General features: G+C 65.7%; 24 protein-coding genes and 1 other RNA gene. 16 read left to right on the top strand and 9 right to left on the bottom strand.

The features are described 5' to 3' along the window. Positions 1-22 precede the first annotated feature (22 nt). Complete coding sequence (locus CUR21_RS11675) at positions 23-1,348, bottom strand: pseudouridine synthase (protein WP_198431685.1); 1,326 nt, start codon at positions 1,346-1,348, stop codon at positions 23-25. 76 nt (positions 1,349-1,424) lie between these two features. On the opposite strand from CUR21_RS11675, the gene CUR21_RS11670 reads away from it, so the two are divergent. Beyond that, complete coding sequence (locus CUR21_RS11670) at positions 1,425-1,889, top strand: nucleoside deaminase (RefSeq protein ID WP_232622764.1); 465 nt, start codon at positions 1,425-1,427, stop codon at positions 1,887-1,889. A 29-nt stretch (positions 1,890-1,918) separates the two neighbouring features. Here the strand turns inward: CUR21_RS11670 and CUR21_RS11665 are convergent, their stop codons facing one another. Further along, on the bottom strand, positions 1,919-2,617 hold the full coding sequence (locus CUR21_RS11665; RefSeq protein ID WP_100197191.1) for a metal-dependent hydrolase: 699 nt from the start codon (positions 2,615-2,617) through the stop codon (positions 1,919-1,921). Between the two features lie 145 nt (positions 2,618-2,762). On the opposite strand from CUR21_RS11665, the gene gatC reads away from it, so the two are divergent. From gatC to CUR21_RS11630, 7 genes are all read left to right on the top strand, one after another. Next, positions 2,763-3,050, top strand: a complete 288-nt coding sequence (gene gatC / locus CUR21_RS11660; protein ID WP_100197190.1) for an Asp-tRNA(Asn)/Glu-tRNA(Gln) amidotransferase subunit GatC — start codon at positions 2,763-2,765, stop codon at positions 3,048-3,050. Between the two features lie 8 nt (positions 3,051-3,058). Then, positions 3,059-4,540, top strand: coding sequence for an Asp-tRNA(Asn)/Glu-tRNA(Gln) amidotransferase subunit GatA (gene gatA / locus CUR21_RS11655; RefSeq protein WP_100197189.1), 1,482 nt, complete (start codon positions 3,059-3,061; stop codon positions 4,538-4,540). Between the two features lie 37 nt (positions 4,541-4,577). After that, entirely contained in the window at positions 4,578-5,345 is a 768-nt protein-coding gene (locus CUR21_RS11650) for a hypothetical protein (protein ID WP_100197188.1), read from the top strand. 2 nt (positions 5,346-5,347) lie between these two features. Continuing rightward, positions 5,348-6,022 carry an N-acetylmuramoyl-L-alanine amidase gene (locus tag CUR21_RS11645; RefSeq protein WP_100197187.1) on the top strand — a complete coding sequence of 225 codons (675 nt, stop codon included), beginning with the start codon at positions 5,348-5,350 and terminating at the stop codon, positions 6,020-6,022. Between the two features lie 12 nt (positions 6,023-6,034). After that, positions 6,035-6,490: RNase P RNA component class A (gene rnpB / locus CUR21_RS11640), an RNA gene on the top strand. 310 nt (positions 6,491-6,800) lie between these two features. Further along, positions 6,801-6,968 (top strand): 50S ribosomal protein L33, encoded by a 168-nt coding sequence (rpmG, locus tag CUR21_RS11635; protein WP_100197186.1) that lies wholly within the window; start codon positions 6,801-6,803, stop codon positions 6,966-6,968. A 114-nt stretch (positions 6,969-7,082) separates the two neighbouring features. Beyond that, positions 7,083-7,616 (top strand): AAA family ATPase, encoded by a 534-nt coding sequence (locus CUR21_RS11630; RefSeq protein WP_100197522.1) that lies wholly within the window; start codon positions 7,083-7,085, stop codon positions 7,614-7,616. A 132-nt stretch (positions 7,617-7,748) separates the two neighbouring features. On the opposite strand, the gene CUR21_RS11625 is transcribed toward CUR21_RS11630, so the two are convergent. After that, on the bottom strand, positions 7,749-8,471 hold the full coding sequence (locus CUR21_RS11625; RefSeq protein ID WP_100197185.1) for a Bax inhibitor-1/YccA family protein: 723 nt from the start codon (positions 8,469-8,471) through the stop codon (positions 7,749-7,751). A gap of 171 nt (positions 8,472-8,642) precedes the next feature. Next, a complete protein-coding gene (locus CUR21_RS11620; protein ID WP_100197184.1) occupies positions 8,643-8,885 on the bottom strand; it encodes a DUF1127 domain-containing protein in 243 nt (80 codons plus the stop codon). A gap of 144 nt (positions 8,886-9,029) precedes the next feature. Between CUR21_RS11620 and CUR21_RS11615 the strand changes: the two genes are divergently transcribed. Continuing rightward, positions 9,030-9,905 (top strand): LysR family transcriptional regulator, encoded by an 876-nt coding sequence (locus tag CUR21_RS11615; protein WP_100197521.1) that lies wholly within the window; start codon positions 9,030-9,032, stop codon positions 9,903-9,905. Between the two features lie 88 nt (positions 9,906-9,993). Continuing rightward, a complete protein-coding gene (locus CUR21_RS11610; protein WP_100197183.1) occupies positions 9,994-10,482 on the top strand; it encodes a DUF1203 domain-containing protein in 489 nt (162 codons plus the stop codon). On the opposite strand, the gene CUR21_RS11605 is transcribed toward CUR21_RS11610, so the two are convergent. Together CUR21_RS11605 and CUR21_RS11600 are read right to left on the bottom strand one after the other, a co-directional pair. After that, positions 10,479-10,871: a VOC family protein gene (locus CUR21_RS11605; RefSeq protein WP_100197520.1), complete on the bottom strand. Its 393-nt coding sequence runs from the start codon at positions 10,869-10,871 to the stop codon at positions 10,479-10,481. The two genes, CUR21_RS11610 and CUR21_RS11605, sit on opposite strands and share 4 nt — an antisense overlap. 89 nt (positions 10,872-10,960) lie before the next feature. Further along, positions 10,961-11,923, bottom strand: a complete 963-nt coding sequence (locus tag CUR21_RS11600; RefSeq protein ID WP_100197182.1) for an NADPH:quinone oxidoreductase family protein — start codon at positions 11,921-11,923, stop codon at positions 10,961-10,963. Between the two features lie 347 nt (positions 11,924-12,270). On the opposite strand from CUR21_RS11600, the gene CUR21_RS11595 reads away from it, so the two are divergent. The 4 genes from CUR21_RS11595 to CUR21_RS11580 all read left to right on the top strand — a co-directional run bounded on the left by CUR21_RS11595 (position 12,271) and on the right by CUR21_RS11580 (position 15,391). Next, entirely contained in the window at positions 12,271-12,636 is a 366-nt protein-coding gene (locus CUR21_RS11595; protein WP_100197181.1) for a helix-turn-helix domain-containing protein, read from the top strand. A 102-nt stretch (positions 12,637-12,738) separates the two neighbouring features. Beyond that, positions 12,739-13,539 carry an inositol monophosphatase family protein gene (locus tag CUR21_RS11590; protein ID WP_100197180.1) on the top strand — a complete coding sequence of 267 codons (801 nt, stop codon included), beginning with the start codon at positions 12,739-12,741 and terminating at the stop codon, positions 13,537-13,539. 179 nt (positions 13,540-13,718) lie between these two features. Continuing rightward, on the top strand, positions 13,719-15,059 hold the full coding sequence (locus tag CUR21_RS11585; RefSeq protein WP_100197179.1) for an 8-oxoguanine deaminase: 1,341 nt from the start codon (positions 13,719-13,721) through the stop codon (positions 15,057-15,059). Between the two features lie 2 nt (positions 15,060-15,061). Continuing rightward, positions 15,062-15,391: a ribonuclease E inhibitor RraB gene (locus CUR21_RS11580; RefSeq protein WP_100197178.1), complete on the top strand. Its 330-nt coding sequence runs from the start codon at positions 15,062-15,064 to the stop codon at positions 15,389-15,391. A gap of 6 nt (positions 15,392-15,397) precedes the next feature. Here the strand turns inward: CUR21_RS11580 and guaD are convergent, their stop codons facing one another. Next, the gene (gene guaD / locus CUR21_RS11575; protein WP_100197519.1) at positions 15,398-16,681 is read right to left on the bottom strand and encodes a guanine deaminase; all 1,284 of its coding nucleotides are present in this window, start codon (positions 16,679-16,681) and stop codon (positions 15,398-15,400) included. Between the two features lie 131 nt (positions 16,682-16,812). On the opposite strand from guaD, the gene mgtE reads away from it, so the two are divergent. Further along, complete coding sequence (gene mgtE, locus CUR21_RS11570) at positions 16,813-18,183, top strand: magnesium transporter (RefSeq protein ID WP_100197177.1); 1,371 nt, start codon at positions 16,813-16,815, stop codon at positions 18,181-18,183. Further along, on the top strand, positions 18,168-18,713 hold the full coding sequence (locus CUR21_RS11565) for a 5-formyltetrahydrofolate cyclo-ligase (RefSeq protein ID WP_100197176.1): 546 nt from the start codon (positions 18,168-18,170) through the stop codon (positions 18,711-18,713). The genes mgtE and CUR21_RS11565 overlap by 16 nt, the downstream gene beginning before the upstream one ends. A gap of 64 nt (positions 18,714-18,777) precedes the next feature. Here CUR21_RS11565 and CUR21_RS11560 read toward each other — a convergent pair whose 3' ends face one another. Together CUR21_RS11560 and CUR21_RS11555 are read right to left on the bottom strand one after the other, a co-directional pair. Beyond that, complete coding sequence (locus tag CUR21_RS11560) at positions 18,778-20,091, bottom strand: ATPase (RefSeq protein WP_198431684.1); 1,314 nt, start codon at positions 20,089-20,091, stop codon at positions 18,778-18,780. Between the two features lie 73 nt (positions 20,092-20,164). Then, a complete protein-coding gene (locus tag CUR21_RS11555; RefSeq protein WP_100197175.1) occupies positions 20,165-20,692 on the bottom strand; it encodes a prepilin peptidase in 528 nt (175 codons plus the stop codon). Between the last annotated feature and the right edge of the window lies 1 nt (position 20,693).

Here is a 20,693-nt window from a genome sequence, read left to right as displayed (position 1 = left end):
CCCATCGGCCCCCCCGTTTTGTTCACTTTCGCCGCGTCGGCGGCTTTGCGCTGCCGTCGCGGGGGGCGTTACGGGTGCTGGGTTTGGCCCCCGAGGGTTTCCGGCTGCGCGGTTTGGGCGGCGCGGTTTCGCCTTCTTCGCGCGGGGCGGATGCCCGGCGGTTGGGCTTGGACTCGGCCTTGGGGCCGGGGCGGGTGGCGGCAGACCAGCTGTCGGCCAGCTGGCCCAAGGCTTTGCGCCCGCGCGTGCTGCTGATCGCGCCGGGCGCTTTTTCCGAGGCGGCGCGGCCGGACGGGCTGGCCGCGGCGCGGCCGGGCTTGGCCACGCGGGCGGAGGCCTGTGCGGCGGTGCGGGCGGGGGCCTCTGCCGCGGCGCCGCGCGGCGCGCGGGTGGTGCTGTCGGCGGCCCCGGCGCGGGGCGCGCGCGCGGAGGTGTCTGCCGGGGCGCGAGGGCTGCGCGCCGCCGTGTCGCGGGGCGGGCGGTCGGCATCGCCCGCGGTGCGGCTGGTGGTGCGCACACGCGCCTTGGGCTTGCCGCCAAGATCGGAGGCGTCGTCGATCTGGCCCGAAATCAGCGCGCCCAGTTGATCGCGCAGGATGCGGGCCTTGATCTCTTGCACCTCGCCCGGTTCCATCTCGTTGAGGCGGAAGGGGCCATAGCTGATGCGGATCAGCCGGTTCACCGTCATCCCGATCGCCATCATGGCGCGGCGGATCTCGCGGTTCTTGCCTTCGCGCAGGCCAATGGTCAGCCAAGCATTGGCGCCTTGATGGCGGTCGATCTTGACCTCCATCGGCTGGAACCGCTCGCCATCGATGGTGATGCCTTTGCGCAGGGGTTCGATCTCGGGCTCGGTCGGGTTGCCCTTGACGCGCACGCGGTATTTGCGGAGCCATCCGGTGGAAGGCAGTTCCAGCTGGCGTTTCAGCGCGCCGTCATTGGTGAGAAGCAGCAGGCCTTCGGAGTTGAGGTCGAGCCGCCCGACAGACATGACGCGGGGCATGTCTTCGGGAAGGTGGTCGAAGACCGTGTCGCGGCCCTTTTCATCCGAGGCCGAGGTGACGAGGCCTTCGGGCTTGTAGTAGAGCCACAGCCGGGGTGGTTCCGGCGCCCCCACGGGTTGACCGGAGACGGTGATCTTGTCGGCGGCGGTGACATTCAGGGCGGCGGAGGCGATGATCTTGCCATTCACCGTGACCTCGCCCGCCTCGATCAGGCGCTCGGCTTCCCGCCGGGAAGAGATGCCCGCGCGGGAGAGCACCTTGGCGATGCGCTCCCCTTCGGCTGCGGGGCGGGCGGCGGTTTTCGGGGCCGCTTTCGGGCGGCGTGGCTTTTCATTCTCGGCCATGACTGTCATCCTTGGCGCGGGGTGGCCAGCCCCGGGGGCTGTCTGCCCCCGGACCCCCGAGGATATTTAGAAACAGATGAAAGAGCAACGCGGGTTTACCTCCTTCATGGATCTGGCGCTGGAAGAGGCGCGGGCGGCGGCGGCGCGCGGCGAGGTTCCGGTGGGGGCGGTGGTGGTGGCGCCGGGGGGGCAGGTGGTGGCGCGCGCGGGCAACCGGACGCGCGAACTGCACGATCCCACGGCCCATGCCGAAGTGCTGGCGATTCGCGAGGCCTGCCGCCTGGCGGGGTCAGAGCGGCTGGTGGGGCATGCCCTTTATGTGACGCTGGAACCCTGTCCGATGTGTGCGGCGACCATTGCGGCGGCGCGGGTGGCGCGGCTTTACTATGGGGCGGCGGACCCCAAATCTGGCGGCGTCGCGGTCGGGGCGCGGGTGTTCGCCCATCCGCAATGCCACCATGTGCCCGAGGTTTATGACGGGATCGGGGCCGCAGAGGCCGAGGGCCTGCTGCGGGATTTCTTTGCCCTGCGGCGCGGGTGATCTGCGCTGTCCCCGCGCCGCGGCGCGCCTTAGAGCCGGATCGGGTCCATCACCTGCGGCTCGATCATCGTGACGCCGGGGGGCAGGCCCGCCTTGAGCTCGGAGGCATCCTGCGCCAAAGCGCCGAAGGTTTTGTAATGGCAGGGGATCACGGTCTTGAAATTGAAATAGCGGCGCGCGGCATAGGCCGCACGCGCCATATCCATGGTGTAATGCCCGCCGCAGGACAGGATGCCGATGTTGGGTTTGTGGTAATCCGCCATCCAATCCATATCGGCCATGATGTCCGTATCGCCCGAGACATAAATGACCTGACCTTCGCCCGCGATCATGAAACCGGCTTCCGATCCGCCATGGATGGCATCGCCGCCTGCGAAATCGATGCTGGAGGAGTGGCTGGCGTTGACCATCGTCACCTTGGCGCCATGCGCCTCGAGCGTGCCGCCCTTGCCAAAGCCGATGACGTTTTCGGCGCCCTGCCGCTTGAGATATTCGGCGAGTTCATGGATGGCGCAGAGCGTGGCGCCGGTGTCCTTGGCGATGGCAAGCGCGCTGGAGGCGTGGTCGCCATGCGCATGGGTCAGGAAGATATGGGTGGCGCCTTGCGTGGCGGCGGCGCGCTGATCGGCGGGGAACATCGGGTTTCCCTCGAGCCACGGGTCGATGAGCAGGACGGCGTTTTCGATTTCGATCCGAAAGCCAGAGTGGCCAAGCCAGATGATCTGCATGGGGAAAGGTCCTTGAAGCTGTTGTGAGGTGGAATTGAGCGCGCGGCGCGGCTTTGACAAGGCGCGAACGGATTGCGCGGGCTTGCAGGCCTTGGACCGGGGGGCTAAACGAAGCGGATCATCGCAGGAAAAAGGGGGCCAACCCATGTCCATCGACATCGACACCGCGCGCAAGGTGGCGAAACTTTCCCGAATCCGGGTGGAAGACGGCGATCTGCCGGCGCTGGCCGAGAAGCTGTCTTCGATCCTTGGCTTCATGGAGCAGTTGAAGGATGTCGATGTGGAGGGTGTGGAGCCGATGACATCGGTGACGCCGATGCGTCTGAAGCGTCGGGTGGATGTGGTGACGGATGGCGGCCAGCAGGCCGCCGTGCTGAAGAACGCGCCCGATGCGCGCGAAGGCTTCTTTGCAGTGCCGAAGGTGGTGGAATGAGCGTGGATATGACGGGTGCCAACGGATGGACCATCGCGGCGGCGCGGGATGCGCTGCGCAAGGGTGAGGTGACGGCTGTCGATCTGACGATGGCCTGCCTGACGGCGATGGATGCGGGCGACGGGCTGAACGCCTTTGTGCACAAGACCCCGGAGCTGGCGCTGGAGCAGGCGCGGGCGGCGGATGCGCGGATCGCGGCGGGCGATGCCCCAGCGATGTGCGGCATTCCGGTGGGGGTGAAGGATCTGTTTGCGGTGAAGGGTGTGCCGACACAGGCCGGGTCGAACATCCTGCGCGGCTTCAAGCCGGAATATGAATCGACGGTGACGGCCAAGCTGTGGGAGGCGGGGGCAGTGTGCCTTGGCAAGCTGAACATGGACGAATTCGCCATGGGGTCGTCGAACGAATCCTCGTGCTATGGGCCTGCGGTGAACCCGTGGAAGGTGGATGACCGTCGGCTGACTCCCGGTGGATCGTCGGGTGGCTCGGCCGCGGCGGTGGCTGCGGATCTGTGCCTTGCCGCGACGGGGACCGACACGGGCGGGTCCATCCGCCAGCCTGCGGCGTTTTGCGGGATCACGGGCATCAAGCCGACCTATGGGCGCGTGAGCCGTTGGGGCGTGGTGGCCTATGCGTCGAGCTTGGATCAGGCGGGGCCGATGACCAAATCGGTGCGCGATGCGGCGATCATGCTGGGGGCGATGGCTGGGCATGATGCGAAGGATTCGACCAGCGCAGATCTGGCCGTGCCGGATTTCGAAGCCGCGCTGACCGCCGACATTCGCGGCAAGAAGATCGGAATCCCGCGCGAATACCGGCTGGACGGGATGCCCGCCGAGATTGCGGCGCTGTGGGACCGCGGCATGGACATGCTGCGCGATGCCGGGGCCGAGATCGTCGATATCAGCCTGCCGCATGCGAAATACGCGCTGCCCACCTATTACATCATCGCCCCGGCCGAGGCGTCTTCCAACCTCGCCCGCTATGACGGGGTGCGCTATGGCCACCGCGCCAAGCTGGCGCAGGGCGATGGCATCACCGAGATGTATGAAAAGACCCGCGCCGAAGGCTTTGGCCCCGAGGTGCAGCGGCGTGTGATGGCGGGCACCTATGTGCTGTCGGCAGGGTTCTACGACGCCTATTACAACCGTGCGCGCAAGGTGCGGGCGCTGATCAAGCGCGACTTCGAGCAGGCCTTTGCGGCCGGAATCGATGCGATTCTGGCGCCCACCACACCGTCTTCGGCCTTTGGCTTGGGCGAGCAGGGCGGGGCGGACCCGGTGGAGATGTATCTCAACGATGTGTTCACGGTGACGCTGAACCTTGCGGGTCTGCCGGGGGTGGCGGTGCCGGTGGGGCTGGATTCCAAGGGGCTGCCCTTGGGCCTGCAACTGATCGGGCGGCCGTGGGAAGAGGCGGATTTGCTCAATCACGCCTATGTGCTGGAGCGCGCGGCGGGTTTTGTGGCCAAGCCTGCGAAATGGTGGTAGTTCCTGCCGCTGAATTCTTGAATGGGTCTGTCAGATCATGCGTCTTTCCCTGATGATGCTTTTGCCCTTGGCTCTTGTGGCCTGCGCGCCGACCGTGCCGGACAGCGGGTCGGGTGTCGGGTTTCAGGATTACAATTCCTATATGCGCGAACGCGATGCGGCGGCGGGCCGTGCGCAGCCGATCGTGACTCCGGGCTTTTCGCCCGACCAGATCGGCGCGGCGATTGACCGGGCCGACGGGCGCGGTGGGATTGCGCCAGCCTCGCCCGCTGGTGCCGCATCTGGCCCTGCGCAGGGTGCGGTGATCGGCGCATCGCCGGGGGGCATCGTGAGTGGTGACCGGCCGCGCGGCAATGCACCGGCGGGCATCCGCGAGGAAACCGGCGAGGCGGCGCGGATTGCGGCGCTGGGCGGCGGCGGCAGTGTGGCGATCTCGGACGAGAATGATTTCGAGGCGGTGTCCAGCCGCGAGACGATTGAAAGCGACCGCGCGCGGATCGACCGCAACCGGGCACAATATCAGGTGATCCAGCCGGGCGCCTTGCCGGTGCGTCCGGGGGCCTTGGGGCCGAACATCGTGGATTATGCACTGGCGACCAACCATCCTCGCGGCACCCAGCTTTATCGGCGCTCCAGCTTTGGCGTTGGCAACACGGCGGCGAAATGCGCGGCCTATGCCTCGCCGGATCTGGCGCAAGAGGCGTTTCTGGAGCGTGGCGGGCCCGAGCGCGACCGGCTGGGCCTTGACCCGGATGGGGACGGCTATGCCTGCGCTTGGGACCCGGCGCCCTACCGCCTGCGCTGAGGATGGCGGCCCTGCCGTCGCCGAACTTCGGCCCGCGGCGGGGCGGGGTGCGGCCGTCGCTGATCGTGATCCATTACACCGCGATGGAAAGCTGCGCGGCGGCGCGGGCGCGTTTGTGTGACCCGGCGGCCGAGGTCTCGGCGCATTGGCTGATCGCGCGCCAAGGCGCGGTGGAGGCGCTGGTGGACGAGGCTGACCGCGCGTGGCACGCTGGCGCGGGCGCTTGGGCCGGGCTGGAGGATGTGAACAGCCATTCCATCGGGATCGAGCTGGACAATCGTGGCGCGGAGCCTTTCGCCGCGCCGCAGATGGATGCGCTGGAGCGGCTGCTGGCCGAGATCATGGCGCGCTGGGCCATTCCGGCGCAGCGGGTGATCGGGCATTCCGACATGGCGCCCACGCGCAAATCCGATCCGGGCCCGCGCTTTGACTGGCGCAGGTTGGCGCGGGGCGGGCTGTCGGTCTGGCCCGAGGCCGGGGAAGGCGCGGACCCGGGCGATTTCGCGGCTGCGGCCTGCCGCTTCGGCTATCCGCCGCTGCCGCTCGAGACGCTGCTACAGGCCTTCCGCCTGCGCTTTCGGCCCGGAGCGGTGGGACCGGTGACGCCGCTGGATGCGGCGATGGCGGCCAACCTTGCCCTGCGCTTTGGCGTTGACGCCCCGCCCGCGCCAGCGTAAGCCCCGCATCGCGCGGATGGCTGGATGATCGCGGGGGGGCGACCCTTCGAGGAAAGTCCGGACTCCATGAAGCAAGGGTGCCGGGTAACGCCCGGCGGGGGCAACCCCAGGGAAAGCGCCACAGAGAACAGACTTCCCTGCTGTTCGCGAAGGTTCGCCTTTGGCGTGGCAGGGAACAGGTGAAACGGTGGGGTAAAAGCCCACCGCGGGACTGGCAACAGGACCGGCACGGCAAGCCCCACCCGGAGCAATGCCGAATAGGGGCCTCGTGTGGAAAGGTCTGCGCCTGTCTGACGCGCAAGCGGAAGGCGACAGCAGAGACCTCCACAGGGACGCTTCAGCCCAGAGGCCCGGGTTGGCAGCTTGACTGCATCTGGCAACAGATGTGGCAGAGGAATGGTCATCCAGAGGCGCCCGTCGCAAGAGGGGGGCCTTGGACAGAATCCGGCTTACAGGCCGTCCGCGCGCATTATCCCAACCGGTGTCAGGGGGCTTTGCCCCCTCGGCTTCGCCTCACCCCCAGGATATTTAAGAACAGATGACAGCCCTGGTGCGTGTTCTTGATGAGTGTCATCTGTTCTTAAATATCCCCGCCGGAGGCTCTTTTTCACCGGGTGGGGCAGGGTTGCCGGGGGCAAGTCCGGGGCTTGTGCGTTTTGCGCGCAGAATTCGCGCTTTGGGTCTGTTTGCGTGTTGACTCTGACTGGGGCACGGGTAAAAGGCGGGCTTCAAGGATTTCGCGGGGCAACGGTGTTTCCCCGATGCAGGAGAGACGACTATGGCCAAACCGGCGACGATCAAGATCCGTCTGAACTCGACGGCTGGCACCGGGCACTTCTATGTGACCAAGAAGAATGCCCGGACCATGACCGAGAAGATGACGGTCCGCAAATACGATCCCGTGAAGCGGGAGCATGTGGAATACAAGGAAGGCAAGATCAAGTAAGATCCTGCTGTCTTTTGTCTGAAGGCCGCCTTTGGGCGGCCTTTTGCATTTCGGACGCGCGACAGATCGGGGACCGGAGCCGCGCGGGGCAAGGAAAGGGAAGATCCCGTGGCGGTGCAGCGGATCATGATTGTCGGGCAACCGGGATCGGGCAAGTCGACGCTGGCCCGCATGTTGGGGGCGCGCACGGGTTTGCCGGTGGTGCATATCGACCATATTCACTGGATGCCCGGCTGGGTGGAGCGGCCGCGCGACGAGAAGACGCGGCTGTGCCATGTGGTGGAGGCGGGAGAGGCCTGGATCTTCGAGGGCGGGCATTCCGCCACGTGGAACACCCGTCTTGACCGTGCGCAGATGTTGATCTGGCTGGATGTGCCGGTGGGGCGGCGCCTGATGCGCGTGCTCGGGCGCAGTCTGCGCTGGCATGGCCGCAACCGGCCCGACTTGCCACCAGACTGCCCTGAGGGCTTTCACCGCGAGACGCTGCCGTTCTGGCGCTTCATCTGGCGCACGCGGCACAGCGCCCGTGCAGGGTTGCAGCGGCTGTGGGACCGGGTGCCGGACGGCAAGGCCCGGGTGCGGCTGCAATCCCCGGCGGAAGTGGCGCGTTTCGTGGATGGCTTTGCCCGGTCGGTGCCGCCTCGGTAGAGCGGGGCGCCGGCCCGGCCTTTGGGGCAAAAGCGGCGCTGGCAGGGCGGGGGCGCGTGCCAGAAAAGGGGCGCGCGCATGAAAAGGGCCGCCCGGAGGCGGCCCAGTCGGTCACGTCTGTGCGCTTTGCGCTTATTCGCGGTTGCCCATGAATTGCAGCAGGAACATGAACATGTTGATGAAGTCGAGGTAGAGGCGCAGGGCCCCCATGATGGCCGACTTGCCCAGCCATTCCTGATCCATCGCAGCGGCGTGCTGCACATATTCGTTCTTGATGCTTTGCGTGTCATAGGCGGTGAGGCCTGCGAAGATCAGGATACCGATCACCGAGATCGCGAACTGCAGGGCCGAGGAGGCCATGAAGATGTTCACGATCGAGGCGACGATCAGGCCGATCAGACCCATCATCAGGAAGGTGCCCATGCCCGACAGGTCACGCTTGGTGGTGTAGCCGTACAGCGAGAGGCTGGCGAAGGCGATCGCCGTGGCGAAGAAGGTTTGTGCGATCGACACGCCGGTGTAGACGGCGAAGATGAAGCTGATCGACAGACCCATCAGCGCGGCGAAGGTGTAGAAGAACAGCTGCGCTGCCGCGGCCGAGAGGCGGTTGATCATGGCGCTGAAGGCGAAGACCATGATCAGCGGGGCAAACATCACCAGCCACTTCACGGGCGTGCCAAAGATGGCCGCGATCATCGCGTCATTGGTGCCAACAGCCCAGGCGACGCCGCCGGTGAGCACCATGGCGACGGACATCAGCCCGTAAACCTTGTTCATATGGGCGCGCAGGCCCTCGTCGATCTGAGCGGCGCGGACACCTGCGCCGGCTGTACGGATCGTTGTATAGTCAGCCATGTGAAAGCCTCCGATAGTTACCCCGTGCCCTGCGCGGTTCGTCCGCGCAGGATTTATGGGGTCAATATCGGGAAGGCTGCGGCTGAATTCAAGGATTTCCGGGCCAAACCTGTGCCGAAAAAGCGGCTTTTTCGTCGCAGTCCGGCATCGGGTGCCGGGTCCTTGGGCCGATCAGGCGAGGATGCGGCCGTTCCAGTTGGCGGGAATGTCCCACATCGGGCGTTCGGCCTCGGTCAGGGCCTGATCGCGGGTGAGGCCGATGTCGGCCAGCGTGCGGTCGTCGAGGCGGGCAAGAAACTGGCGCTGGCGGTGGGCGGCGAGGGCCGCCTGCACGAGCGCAAGAAGGCGCGGAGCGCGTCCAGCCGACTGCACGCGCCGGGTGGCGAGTGTTGCGGTGTGGAGCGAGGCAAACATGGTCTTTCCTTTCAGGATGAACAGCGGTGCGAGGCGGGCTGCGCCATCGCACTTGCCCAAGGGTTTGGGCACTTGCCGGATATAGGCGAATCAGCGACATTAGAAAAGTGAATGCTTTTGAAGTCTGGCATCAAGGAATGTGATGTGGCGCGCAATCTGGACCTGACCGCCTTGCGGTCTTTCGTGGCGGTGGCCGATGCCGGGGGGGTGACCCGCGCCTCGGGCTTTTTGAACCTGACGCAATCGGCGGTGTCGATGCAGATCAAGCGGCTGGAGGAGATGCTGGGGGTGGAGGTGCTGGACCGCTCGGGCCGGCAGGTGGCGCTGACGGCGGCGGGGGAACAGCTGTTGGGCTATGCGCGGCGGATGCTGGCCTTAAACGATGAGGTGATGGAGCGGCTGACGCGCGACCCGCATGAGGGCGAAGTGGTGCTGGGGGTGCCGCATGACATTGTCTATCCGGTGATCCCGCAGGTCTTGCAGCATTTCGCGCGCAGCTATCCGCGGATGAAGGTGTCGCTGATTTCGAGCTTCACGCGGGTGCTCAAGGCGCAATTTGGCCGGGGGGAGTGTGACATCATCCTGACCACCGAGGATTTGGTCGATCCGGGCGGGGTGACGCTGGCCGAGCTGCCCTTGGTCTGGGTGGGGGCGCCGGGGGGTGTGGCGTGGAAGGGGCGGCCCTTGAAGCTGGCTTATGAGCACAATTGCATCTTCCGGCAGGGGGTGCAGGCCGCGCTGGACCGGGCGGGGGTGCCGTGGCAGATGGCGGTGGAGAGCGACAGCACCCGCACCATCGAGGCGAGCGTGAGCGCCGATCTGGCGGTGCATACGGTGCTGGCCGGGTCGGAGCCGCCCTATGTGGAGCGGGTGAGCCATGGCGGCGCCTTGCCGGAATTGCAGCGCATGAAGGTGAACCTGTATGTCGCCGACCCGGCGCACAGCCCGGTGGTGCTGGAGATGGCGGCCATGATCCAGCGCGCCTATCAGGCGCGCGGCGTGGTGCGCGCGGCAGGGTGAGGCCTGTCGCCGCGCGAATGCGCAAGAAGCGGATTGAGGCGCGCGGGGCGCTTGGGGAATCCTTGCTGGCACGACAAGGAGGGGAACCATGGCGCGGATCAGATTTCTGGGGGTGTCGACAGCGGTGGCGCAAAGGCTGCGGGACGGCGGCCCCGATGCCTATGGCTGCGCGCCCGAGGTGACGGTGTCGGAAGGTGGCGGCTCCCCATGCCGCCACTGTCTGGACCATGTGCCGAAAGGGGCGGGGATGCTGGTGCTGGCCTATCGGCCGTTTGACGCAGTGCAGCCCTATGCCGAGACAGGGCCGATCTTTCTGTGCGCGCAAGACTGCGCGGCTTGGGCAGGCGAGGGCTTGCCGCCCGCACTGGACAGCGCGGACTATCTGCTCAAGGGCTATACGGCGGATCAGCGCATCCGCTATGGCACGGGCAAGGTGGTGCCAAGGGACCAGATCGAGTCCTATGCGGCGTCGCTGCTCGCGCGGGATGAGATCTGCTTTGTCGATGTGCGCTCGGCGCGGAACAATTGCTTTCAGGCGCGGATCGTGCGGGCGGATGCGGCAGAAGGCCTTTCTTAGGCTTGGCTGTCGTAGCGGGCGATTTCGATCAGATTGTGGTCGGGATCGCGGATATAGACAGAGGTGATCGGCCCGGTGGCCCCGGTGCGGGCGACGGGTCCGTCCTCGATCGTGGTGCCGGTGCGGGCCAGATGGGCGATGACGCTGTCGAGCGGGCGCGTGGTGATCAGGCACAGATCGGCCGAGCCGGGGGTGGGGTGGCGGGCCTTGGGGTCAAACGGGCGGTCTGCCGGGTGCAGGTTGATCTTTTGATGGCCAAAGGCCAGCGCCTTGCGGCCTTGGCCAAAGGTAACCACCTGAAAGCCAAGGACGGTTTCGTAAAAGGCGCAGGTTTTGTCGAGATCGGCCACCGTGAGCACAAGGTGGTCGAGATGGGTGATATCGAGCATGCAGGGGCCTTTGCGGGACGGGGAAAAGATCAGCGCCCCCATCGTGGCAAGGAGCGCCACGGGGTGCAAGGGGGGGCAAGGCGGGGGGATCAGCCGATCTGGATGACCACCTTGCCCGTCGCCTTGCGCTCTTGCAGCAGGGCGAGGCCTTCGGGGAGGGCGTCGAGTGGCAGGTGGTGGGAGATGTGAGGGCGCAGGCCGCCGGTTTCATACCAGCCCATCAGGGTGGTGAGGCTTTGGGTCACCAGATGCGGGGCGAAGTCGAGGTAGGCCCCCCACCAGAAGCCGATGACCGAGATATTCTTGACCAAGAGGATATTGGCGGCGGGTTTGGGCACGTCCCCCCCGGCAAAGCCGATACAGAGGATACGGCCATCGGGCCGCGTGGCGCGCAGGGCGGCGTCAAAACCTGCGCCGCCGACGGCGTCATAAGTGACATCGACCCCGCCGAGCGCCTTGAGCTGGTCTTTCAGGTCGGGCGCGTCGCTGTCGATCAAGTGATCGGCCCCTGCGGCGCGGGCGACGGCCAGTTTCTCGGCCCCGCGCGCGGTGGCGATGACGCGGGCCCCCATGCGTTTGCCGATCTCGACCGCGGTGAGGCCGACGCCGCCTGCGGCCCCGGTGACCAGCAGGGTTTCCCCCGGTTGTAGGCGCGCCTTGTGCCAGAGCGCGAGATGCGAGGTGCCGTAGGCGATCAGGAAGGCCGCGGCGTGGTCATAGGGCATGGAATCGGGGATCGGGATCAGCCGGTCCACGGGGAAGGTGCCGTAATCGGCCAAGCCGCCGTGCCCGGCATAGCAGGCGACGCGGGTGCCGGGGGCGGGGCCAGTGGTGTCGGGGCCAAGCGCCACCACCTCTCCGGCCAGTTCGAGGCCGGGGGTGAAAGGCAGCGGCGGTTTGGATTGATACTGGCCCTTTGCCATCAAGAGATCGGCGAAGTTCAGCGCACAGGCGTGAATGCGCAACAGCGCCTGACCGTGGCGCGGCTCCGGCATCGGCACGTCGCACAGGCGGGCGGGGGTGGTCAGGCTGTCGATCTGCCAAGCGCGCATCGGACCCTCTTTGAGCGACGGTTTCCCCCGGGGGGCTTTGCCCGGCAGTTTATGCGCTTGGCTGCGGCGGTGCCAGTGCCCCGCGGGGGCGGGGCGCGTGATCTGTTTTGCGAATGCATTGCAAATTGCAATGCATTATGAAAAACACGCAGGACGAGAATTGTCGACGATGCAATTCCTCCACAGGTAACAGATCGCGGGATTTGGTCAGTTGTGCAATTCTGGCCCCATAAACCGGGCCGGACCGGAGGCATTGTTCATAATTCTTACCAAGTGAAACCATATCGTTACTTTGGCACGCAAGTTGCTTGTGATATGGATAGGGAGTCCCAAGGTCGGAGAATGTGATGAAGCACCCAGTTGATACCCATGTCGGGAAGCGGATCCGCCATCGTCGTTGGATGGTGGGCATGACGCAACAGCAACTTGCCGACAAGGTCGGGATCAAGTTTCAGCAGATCCAGAAATATGAGACCGGGATGAACCGCGTCAGCGCGTCGCGCCTGTGGGACATCGCCGACACGCTGGGCGTGCAGATTTCCTTCTTCTTTGAAGGCCTGTCGGAAGAGGGTGCCGCCCCGGCCGAAGCCACCGCCGGTGATTTCTTCGCCGACAAGGAAGCGCTGGAACTGGTGCGGTCCTATTACGCGATTCCCGAAGCGCAGCGCCGCCGCCTGTTTGATCTGGCCCGCGTGCTGAGCGAAGCGGCCTGAAGCCCTTGCGGCCCTGAGACAAAGCTTGACCCCGGTTCCGTGCGGCGCTAGCGCGCTGTGAACCGGGGGCATGGCGCGCCCCGCGCACCGCAGGGGGACCCCATGGCAGATTTGACCGATGATGTTCAGCGCGCGCTGAAAGACACCGCCCATGCGCTGGCCGAAGCCGCGCGGGAGGCGACGCTTTTGCATTTCCGCAAGGCCGGATTGGCGGCAGACAGCAAAGAGGCGGCGCGCTTTGACCCGGTGACCGTGGCCGATCGGCTGGCGGAAGAGCGGATGCGCGCGATTCTGGCCGAGCGGCGGCCTGAAGATGCGATTCTGGGCGAGGAATATGGCCGCAAGGCGGGCACATCAGGTCTGACTTGGGTGCTGGACCCGATCGATGGGACGCGCGGCTATCTGTCGGGCACGCCGACATGGGGGGTGTTGATCTCGGTCGCGGATGCGACGGGGCCGATTTACGGGCTGATCGACCAGCCCTTTATCCGGGAACGGTTCGAGGGCGGCTTTGGTGTGGCCCGGGTGGTGGGGCCGTCGGGGGCATTTCCTCTGGCGTGCCGACCGGCGCGGCCTTTGGGCGAGGCGATCCTGCTGTCGACCTTCCCTGAGGTGGGAACGGCGGCAGAGCACGCGGCCTTTCGCCGGGTGGCCGAATCCGTGCGGCTGGTGCGCTATGGCATGGATTGCTATGGCTATGCGCTGCTGGCCGCCGGGCAAGTGGATCTGGTGATCGAGGCCGGGTTGCAGGCCTATGACGTGCAGGCGCCGATTGCGGTGATCGAGGCGGCGGGCGGCGTGGTGACCGATTGGCAGGGCGGGCCTTGCCATCAGGGCGGGCAGGTGCTGGCGGCGGCCAATGCGGCGGTGCATGCCGAGGCGCTGGCGCTGCTGAACCGTTGAAAGGGGGGCTGTCTGCCCCCCTCGGCCTGCGGCCTCACCCCCCGAGGATATTTGTGAACAGATGAACATGGCTTGCCGGGGGCTTTGTGGCCTTGGTAGGGTTCTGCTGCGGTGACCGAGTCCTTTTCCCCTTCTGTCGGCCCGCCTTTGGGTCCAGCGAAGGGGCGGAGGGACCGATTTTGCCGGATATTCTGATTCAAGATGCGGATGTGGTGGTGACCATGGACGCGAACCGCCGTGAGATGGCGGGGGCGGATGTTCTGTTGCGCGGCGGCGTGGTGGCGGCGGTGGGCGTGGGGCTGAAGGCGCCGGGGGCCGAGGTGGTGTCGGCGCGGGGCTGTGTGGTGACGCCGGGCTTGGTGAATACGCACCATCATCTGTATCAGACGCTGACGCGGGCGGTGCCGGGAGGGCAGGATGCGCTGCTCTTTGGCTGGTTGAAGACGCTGTATCCGATCTGGGCGCGGTTCGGGCCGGAGGAGATGTTCGTCTCGGCGCAGGTGGGTTTGGCGGAACTGGCGCTGACGGGGTGCAGCCTGACGTCGGATCATCTGTATCTCTATCCCAATGGCGCCCGGCTGGAGGATACCATCGCGGCGGCGGCGGAGGTGGGACTGCGCTTTCACCCCACGCGCGGGGCGATGAGCATTGGCGAGTCGGAGGGCGGCTTGCCGCCGGACAGTCTGGTGGAGCGCGAGGCGGCGATCTTGGAGGATATGATCCGGGTGGTGGACGCGTTCCATGACCCGGGTGAAGGCAGCCTGTGCCGGGTGGGGCTTGCGCCATGCTCCCCCTTTTCGGTGAGCCGCGATCTGATGCGCGAGACGGCCTTGCTTGCGCGCGACAAGGGGGTGATGCTGCACACCCATCTGGCGGAAAACGCAGAAGATATTGCCTATTCGCTGGCCAAGTTCGGGGTGCGGCCGGGGCAATATGCGCAAGATCTGGGCTGGACGGGGCCGGATGTCTGGCATGCGCATTGCGTGAAGCTGGATGCGGGGGAGATTGACCTCTTTGCCCGCACGCGGACCGGGGTGGCGCATTGCCCGTGCTCCAACTGCCGGCTGGGGTCGGGGATCGCGCCGCTGCGGGAGATGCGCGACGCCGGGGTGCTGGTGGGCTTGGGCGTCGATGGGTCGGCCAGCAATGATGCGGGCAATCTGATCGGCGAGGCGCGGCAGGCGATGTTGTTGCAGCGGGTGGCGCGCGGAGCGGATGCGATGAGCGCGCGCGAGGCGCTGGAGGTGGCGACGCTGGGCGGCGCGCAGGTGCTGGGGCGCGAAGATTGCGGGCAGTTGGCTGTGGGCAAGCGGGCGGATGTGGCGATCTGGGATGTGTCGGGGATTCAAGCGGCGGGCTCATGGGACCCGGTGGCGGCGCTGATCCTGTGCGGGCCGGGACGGGTGCGCGATCTCTTTGTCGAAGGGCGCAGGGTGGTTGCGGGCGGGCAGATGGTTACGCTAGACGTGGGCCGGATCGTCGAGCGCCAGACCGCCTTGGCGCAAAAGCTGAGGGGTTGAGCATGGCACATGATTTCGAAGCGCAACGGCGCGAGACATTCGACAGTTTTGACGAGATGAAAAAGGCGGGTGCGACGCTGCCGCAGACATCGGTGGTGGAGTTCTATTTGCTGGCGGAAAGCGAGGAGGCCAATTGGAAGGCTTGCGAGAAGGCCTTGCACGCCAAGGGCTATGCCACCGAGCGCGACGCGGAAGAGGACACGTTGATCGTGACTACCAAAACGGCCTTGCGCATTTCCCCCGAAGTGCTGTGGGAGGAAGAGCGCAAGGTGAGCGAGATTGGCGTGGCCTATGATTTCCTGCCTGATGGCTGGGAATTCGGCTTTGACTGACGCCGCCTAGCGGCTGTGCACCCGCGCGCCTGCCACGTAGGTGGCGCGGATCGCGCGGTCATCCCCCATCATGATGGTGGGGAACAGCGCCTGCCAGAGGTCTTCGGCCCTTTGCGTGGCTTGCGCGATGGCCGGAGTGGAGGCGAGATCGACCACCACCAGATCGGCCTCCCGTCCCGGGGCGATGGTGCCGATCTGGTCATCGGCATGCAAGGCGCGCGCCGAGCCTGCGGTGGCGAGCCACCAGAGTTCTGACGGATGCAAGGCGCGGCCCTTGAGTTGGCCGACCTCATAGGCGGCGGCCATGGTGCGCAACATGGAAAAGCTGGAGCCGCCGCCGGTATCGGTGGCAAGTCCTATGCGGTGGCCTGCGGCTTTCAGCCCGCCCATGTCAAAGAGCCCGGAGCCGATGAAGGTGTTCGAGGTGGGGCAGTGGATCAGGCTGGCATCGGTTTCAAGGATGCGGGATTTTTCCCGCTCTTCCAGCCAGATGGCATGGCCCAACAGCGCGCCTTTGCCCAGAAGGCCGTGGCGTTCATAGGTATCAAGATAGTCGCGCGCGGTGGGGAACAGGGATTTCACCCAGGCGATTTCATCGGTCTGCTCGCTGAGATGGGTTTGCATCAGACAGTCGGGGTGTTCGGCCCAGAGCGCGCCCATAGCGGCGAGTTGGACTTCGCTTGACGTGGGCGAGAAGCGCGGCGTGATGACATAAGACGCGCGGCCTTGGCCGTGCCATTTCGCCAGAAGCGCCTTGCTGTCGTCATAGGCGGATTGCGCGGTGTCGCGCAGAGCGTCGGGCGCGTTGCGGTCCATGCAGGTTTTGCCCGCCCAGACGCGTTGATTGCGTCGGGCGGCGGCGGTGAAGAAGGCGTCCACGCTTTCGGGGTGGATGGTGGCGTAAGAGCAGACCGAGGTGGTTCCGTTCGAAACGGTCAGGTCGAAGTAGCGGTTTGCCACGTCTTGCGCATAAGGCAGGTTCGAAAAGCGCATCTCCTCGGGGAAGGTGTAGCTGTTGAGCCAGTCGATCAGCCGCTTGCCCCAAGAGGCGATGATGGCGGTTTGCGGATAATGCACATGCGCATCGACAAAACCCGCGCTGATCAGGTTGCGGCCATAATCGGTGACGCGGGCGTCGGGGTGCTGGCGGCGGAGCGTATCGGCGCTGCCCACGGCGCGGATGCGCCCCGCTTCGATCACCAGCGCCTCATCGACACGGGCGGCGCCAAGGCCGTGATCAAATGGATCGGAGGTGTAGCGCAGCACTTGGCCCAGCAAAAGTTCGGTCATCGGCATTCCAGAGCGTCCCCTTGTGATCGGCGCAGCCTATCGTCTTTCCGCGCTTGGGTAAATTTGCCGGATGCCCCCTGTTTGCCGGAAACAGCTTTCGCTAGTGTTGGGGTAATCGGAAAGGACGAGCCATGGCAGATGACGCGCGCTTCGAGGCGGAAGATGGTCTGGATGCCCGGCGGGTGGCGGCCATTCTGCAGGCGGTGGAGGCAGAGGACCGGGCGGCGCTGGCGCGGCTGTTGCAGCCGATGCACCCTGCCGACGTGGCCGACCTTCTGGAGCAGATCAGTGCCGAAGAGCGCGGGGCCCTGCTGGCGCTGGGCGCGGGCGAGATTGACGGGGAGATCCTGTCGGAAATCTCGGATTCGATCCGCGAGGAGGTGATCGAGGCCTTGCCGCCCGCCGTGGTGGCCGAGGCAATGCGCGATCTGGACACCGATGATGTGGTGGACATCCTTGAGGATCTGGAAGAGCCCGCGCAGGAGGCGATCCTGTCGACGCTGGACACCGCCGACCGTCTGGCGGTGGAGCAGGCGCTGGCCTATCCGGAGTATTCCGCCGGGCGCTTGATGCAGCGCGAGGTGGTGACGGCACCTGCCCATTGGACAGTGGGCGAGATGATCGACCATTTGCGCCGCGCCGAGACGCTGCCTGACCAGTTCTATCACGTGATTCTGGTCGATCCACGGATGAAGCCGGTGGGCTATGTCACGCTGGGGCGGATGCTGTCGGCGCGGCGTGAGGTGCCGTTGCAGGCGATCGTGGAAGAGAGTTTCCGCACCATCACCGCCGATGACGCAGAGGCGGATGTGGCCTATCTGTTCAACCAGTATCACCTGATTTCCTGTCCGGTGGTCGATGCTTATGGCCGTCTGGTCGGCGTCATCACCATTGATGACGCGATGAATGTGCTGGACGAGGAGCACCAAGAGGACATGCTGCGCATGGCCGGGGTGAGCGATGACGCCAGTGTTTCGGACGGGGTGTTCGAGACGTTGAAGGGGCGCTTGCCGTGGCTGTTCGTGAACCTTCTGGCGGCCAATCTGGCGGCCTTTGTGATCTCGCGCTTTGAAGCGACGATTTCGGCGGTGGTGGTGCTGGCGGCGCTGATGCCGATTGTGGCCTCGATGGGGGGCAATGCCGGGACGCAATCGCTGACCGTGGCGGTGCGGGCGCTGGCGACGCGGGACCTCACCTCGTCCAACGCGCTGCGGGTGGTGCGGCGCGAGGCCACGGTGGGCTTGCTGAACGGGATGGTGTTCGCGGCGCTGATGGGGATGGTGGGCTGGCTGGTGTTTGGCTGGGCGCTGTTGGGCGTGGTGCTGGGGGTGGCGATGATCATCAACCTTCTGGTGGCGGCGCTGGCGGGGGTGGTGGTGCCCTTGACGATGAACAAGCTGGGGGCGGACCCGGCGCTGGCTTCGGGCACCTTTGTGACCACGGTGACGGATGTGGTGGGTTTCTTTGCCTTTTTGGGACTGGCGACATGGATGTTGATCTGAAGGCGGCGGCGCGGCAGGCGGGTTTTGCCGCGCGCAAGGCGGCCTTTGCCGCCGGGCAAGGGCAGGCGGCAGAGATTCTGGCCGATGTGCTGGCGTCCGAGCGGGGAAAGGTGCTGGCGGGCTATATGCCGATGCGGACCGAGATCGACCCTTTGCCCGCGATGGCGGCGCATCAAGGCCCGGTCGGGGTGCCGGTGATCATGGGGAGGGCGCAGGCCTTGCGGTTTCGCGAATGGTCGCCGGGCTGTGCGCTGGTGCCGGGGGAGTTCGGCGCGCAGATCCCCGAGGAGGGGGCTTGGGTGGAGCCCCGGGTGCTGATCGTGCCGCTGCTGGCCTTTGACGCGCGCGGCTATCGGCTGGGCTATGGCGGCGGGTTCTACGACCGCACGCTGGAGGCGTTGCGCGCGCGCGGGCCGGTGCTGGCGGTGGGCTTTGCCTTTGCCGCGCAAGAGGTGGCCGAGGTGCCGATCGAGGCGACCGACCAGCGGCTTGACATGCTGGTGACCGAGCGCGGGGTGCGGCGGTTCTGACGCGCGCAGACGAATTTTCTGCGAAAATTCGGCGGAACGCGCCTGATTTTTCGCAGAAAAATCGTTACTTGGCGATCTTTTCGTCCCGCACGAACATATTGCTCCACGCGCGGTCGATCAGGTCGGGGCGCATCTGATAGGGGATGCCTTCGAATTCGCAAATGGCGATCATCTGATCGATCAAGAAGGTGGGCTGATAGTTTGCGAAAGTGTTCTGGATCGTCGGATATTTGGTTTTGAGCATGTGCAGCAGCGTGGCTTCGTCGAGCGGCATCTTCTTTTTGCGGGCCACCATGGCGAAGATCTTCAGAAACATCTCTTGGTTGGGACCATCCACCTTGATCTTGAAGAAGATGCGGCGCAGGGCGGCGCCGTCGAAAATCTCGTTCGGGTGGAAGTTGGTGGAAAAGATCACCAGCGTGTCGAAAGGCACGGTGAATTTCTCACCCGATTGAAGCGAGAGGATGTCGCGCGCCTCTTCCAGCGGCACGATCCAGCGGTTGACCAGTTTCTGCGGCGGTTCCGCCTGACGGCCAAGGTCGTCCACGATGAAGATGCCGCCAGAGGCCTTGAGTTGCAGCGGCGCCTGATAGGTGCGGGCCACCGGGTTGAACTTCAGATCCAGCATGTCGAGCGTCAGTTCGCCCCCGGTGATGACGGTGGGGCGTTCGCAATAGACATAGCGGGTGTCGAAGCGGCCCGAGGTCCGGCGCAGGGAATTCGGGTCATCCACCGATTCCTCGGCCGAGGTATGCACGATGGGATCATAGACGGTGATGACCTGCCCGGCGTATTCAAGCGCGCGCGGGACATAGATCTTGTCGCCCATGGCGGCGCGAATGCCGTTCGAGATCGAGGATTTGCCATTGCCGGGCGGGCCATACATCAGGATGGACCGGCCCGAGGTGATGGCGGGGCCAAGGTTGCTCAGAAGATCGGGGGGCAGGATCAGGTGGCCCATCGCGCCCATCAGCTGTTCCCGCGTCAGGCGGATGTTGCGCACCGATTGCCGCCTCATCTGCTCGGCATAGGTGGCCAGTGGCACGGGGATGGCGCCGTAATATTCGGACTGCGACAAGGCGTCGAGCGCGCGGGCCTTGCCGCTGTCGGTGAGCTGATAGCCCATTTCATTGCCCGAGGTGGCGTGCAGGGTGCCCGTCGCCTCGACCAGCTTTTGCCCGCGCGCGATGTCGATCAGTTCTTGCGTCAGCATCGGTGGCAGGGCGATCACCCGGCTGATGTCGGACACCAGATCAAGGTTCATCCGGAAGATGGTTTTCAACAGGATGTCGCGCATCATCACCAAGGACAGGCCCGTATCGGCCAGCGATTTGGGCGTGGGCGGGGCAATCACATTGGGGGTGAAGGGCATGTTCATGCGCGGGCACACCTTGGGTTGGAGGCGGGAGAGGGCGGTGCCAGCCTGGCACGGCCCTGCGCCGCAGATTGTCCTAGAATGCGCCCGAAATTGTGAGCAAAAGATGGAAAATCAGTGTTCCGGCAAGGGCCAGCCCCATCGGGAAATCGCGGCTGGTCCAGCTGATCCAATCGGGGGTGGCGCGGCGGATTGCGCCGATGCTGCGGGCGATGCGATGGGCGATGAAGGCGCCGATCAGGCAAGAGGCCGCAAGGACAAAAACCATGCGCCAATCGGCCCCGACGAAGAAAGGGGCCATGGCGGTGGCGAATTTGGCATCGCCGCCCCCCACAAGGCGCAAGGCATTGGCGACAAAACCCACCACCAGTGTGACGGCGGCCAGCGCCCAGCCCCAAAGCCAAGATTGCAGCGGCAGTTCCGTCAGCAGCACGGCGCCCAAGCCCACCCCCAGCCAGACCGCCAGCAAGGCGAGCATGGTCTTGTTGGGGATCTTCATCCGCTTCATGTCGGACCACGCAACCCAAACCCCGATGACCAGCGCAAACGGCAGGAAGGCGAGGGCGGCGCCCGGGGTCAGCGGGGCGAGGGTGGGAAGCTCCATA

It is taken from the genome of Pseudorhodobacter sp. MZDSW-24AT (assembly GCF_002794355.1).
Taxonomy (GTDB): domain Bacteria; phylum Pseudomonadota; class Alphaproteobacteria; order Rhodobacterales; family Rhodobacteraceae; genus Pseudotabrizicola.
This window is presented reverse-complemented; position numbering and strand designations above follow the sequence as displayed.